Origin of the sequence: Acidocella sp. MX-AZ02, from assembly GCF_000306035.1 — a bacterium.
Taxonomy (GTDB): Bacteria; Pseudomonadota; Alphaproteobacteria; order Acetobacterales; family Acetobacteraceae; genus Acidocella; species Acidocella facilis.
In genome coordinates this window covers 121,075-122,925 of the sequence record NZ_JH976209.1, presented here as the reverse complement: position 1 = coordinate 122,925, position 1,851 = coordinate 121,075, and the positions used below count along the sequence as shown (strand labels likewise).

Annotated in this window: 3 protein-coding genes; 2 read left to right on the top strand and 1 reads right to left on the bottom strand. The window is 67.8% G+C overall.

The features are described 5' to 3' along the window. A partial coding sequence (locus MXAZACID_RS12800; protein ID WP_008494829.1) for an amino acid ABC transporter ATP-binding/permease protein occupies positions 1-1,011 on the top strand: 1,011 nt, incomplete at its 5' end. A gap of 7 nt (positions 1,012-1,018) precedes the next feature. Here the strand turns inward: MXAZACID_RS12800 and MXAZACID_RS12795 are convergent. Next, complete coding sequence (locus MXAZACID_RS12795) at positions 1,019-1,213, bottom strand: YqaE/Pmp3 family membrane protein (protein WP_008494828.1); 195 nt, start codon at positions 1,211-1,213, stop codon at positions 1,019-1,021. A 144-nt stretch (positions 1,214-1,357) separates the two neighbouring features. Between MXAZACID_RS12795 and MXAZACID_RS12790 the strand changes: the two genes are divergently transcribed. Then, a complete protein-coding gene (locus MXAZACID_RS12790; RefSeq protein ID WP_008494827.1) occupies positions 1,358-1,666 on the top strand; it encodes a helix-turn-helix transcriptional regulator in 309 nt (102 codons plus the stop codon). Positions 1,667-1,851: the final 185 nt, after the last annotated feature.

The following is a 1,851-nucleotide window of genomic DNA, read 5'->3' as shown; positions in this document are numbered from 1 at the left end:
GGCTATGACGAGCTGCTGCTGGACGGCGCCTTGCCGCGCCAGACCCGCATGTGCCTGGAAGCCGGCAGCACCGCCCTGGCCGCGCAGCGGCGCGGGGCGCGCCTTGCCGCCGCCGGCAAGGAAGGGGCGGGACTGGTTGCGAACCTGACCTTATGGGCGGTTCTGCTGGTGCTGCTGGCCGCCGGCCCCGCGCTCTCCGGCCCGGATTTCGCGATGCTGGGGCTGTTCGTGCTGGCCGGGTTCGAGGCGGTTGCCGCCCTGCCCGCCGCCTATCAGGCGCTGGGCGAAGGGCTGGCGGCGGCGCGGCGGATTTTCGAGATTGTCGACCTGCCCCCCGCCCTGGCCGAACCCGCACGGCCCGCCTTGGCGCCGGCGCGGTTTGATCTGCGCGTGTCGCAGCTGCGCATGGGCTATGGCGACGGGCCGGCGGTGCTGCGCGATCTCAGCCTGAGCGTGCCCGAGGGGGCGTGCCTGGGCATCACCGGCGCATCCGGGGCCGGCAAGACCAGCCTGTTCAATGTGCTGCTGCGCTTCTGGGACTATCAATCCGGGCGGGTGGAGATTGGCGGGCAGGAGCTGCGCCGGCTGGATGGCGAGACCGTCCGCCGCCTGTGTACGGTGGTGGCGCAGCGCACGCATCTGTTCAACACCAGCATCCGGGAAAACCTGCTGATCGCACGCGCTGACGCGACCGAAACGCAGCTGCATGAGGCGCTGCGCGACGCGGCGTTGCTGGACGAGGTGCTGGCGATGCCGCGCGGGCTGGAGACGCTGGTGGGCGAGGCCGGGCAGCGCCTCTCGGGCGGCCAGGCGCGCCGGCTCTCGATGGCGCGGGCCTTCCTGAAGGATGCGCCGATTTTGCTGCTGGACGAGCCGACCGAAGGGCTGGATGCGCAAAGCGAAGCCGCCGTGCTGGGCGCGATGGCCAGGCTGATCAAAGGCCGGACCTGCCTGCTGATCAGCCACCGCCCCCAGGCGCTGCGCCTGGCGACTCAACGCCTGGCGTTATAGCCGCGTTTCAGCCGTCCCGCCCGAAGGCGCGGGCGAGCTTGCGGTCGGTATCATACTGGCTCAGCGCATAGACCGCCCAGATCGCCGCCGGCACCCAGCCGATGACGGTGAGTTGCAGGACCAGGCAGATGATCCCGGCGAAGGGCCGGCCGATGGTGAAGAACAGCAGCCAGGGAACCAGCAAGGCAAGCAAAAGACGCATGAAAGCCTCCATTTCCAGGGGCGAACCCGTCCCCGCACCCTGGCTGCATACGTAATTTGCCGAACATCGCAGGGTCAAGCGCCTCATACCGCGGAGGCTTACGGATCGTTGAAATATTGAAAACAGGGGACGCCAGCCCCGACCTTGCCGGCGCGGCGGGTGGAATTCGCGCTGATCGGCCAGATGGCGGAGGAGGAGTTTCTGCTGCGCATCGTCGAGCAGGATATCGACCATGACCTGGACCGGCTGCAGGCGCGGGTGAGGCTGACCCGGCGGGAGACGGAAGTGCTGCCCTGGCTGGCGCGCGGCAAATCCAACCGCGACATCGCGCAGAGTCTCAATGTCAGCGACCGGACGGTGAACAAGCATCTGGAGCAGATATATCCGAAGCTGGGGGTGGAGACGCGGACTTCGGCGGTGGCGATTGCGATCAGGGCGCTGGAGGGGGCGTGAGGGGGCTGGTGTCGACCCGTCCAAGACAGTGAGCGGTGCGCCGGCCATGTCCGGTATGGGCCGGAAAGCCGTCCGTCCGCTTCTAAATCAAAGCCGCTGAAAAGCGGGCAATGCAGCCCCATAGTCCTGCTGGCAGCATTCGGCTTGAACATCGCACACCGTCAGGCGAGTTTTTTTGGTCTAAC

What these genes read in the sequence shown, in the direction of transcription:
- MXAZACID_RS12795 (WP_008494828.1), bottom strand. Translation starts at nt 1,213, where the DNA reads ATGCGTCTTTTGCTTGCCTTGCTGGTTCCCTGGCTGCTGTTCTTCACC.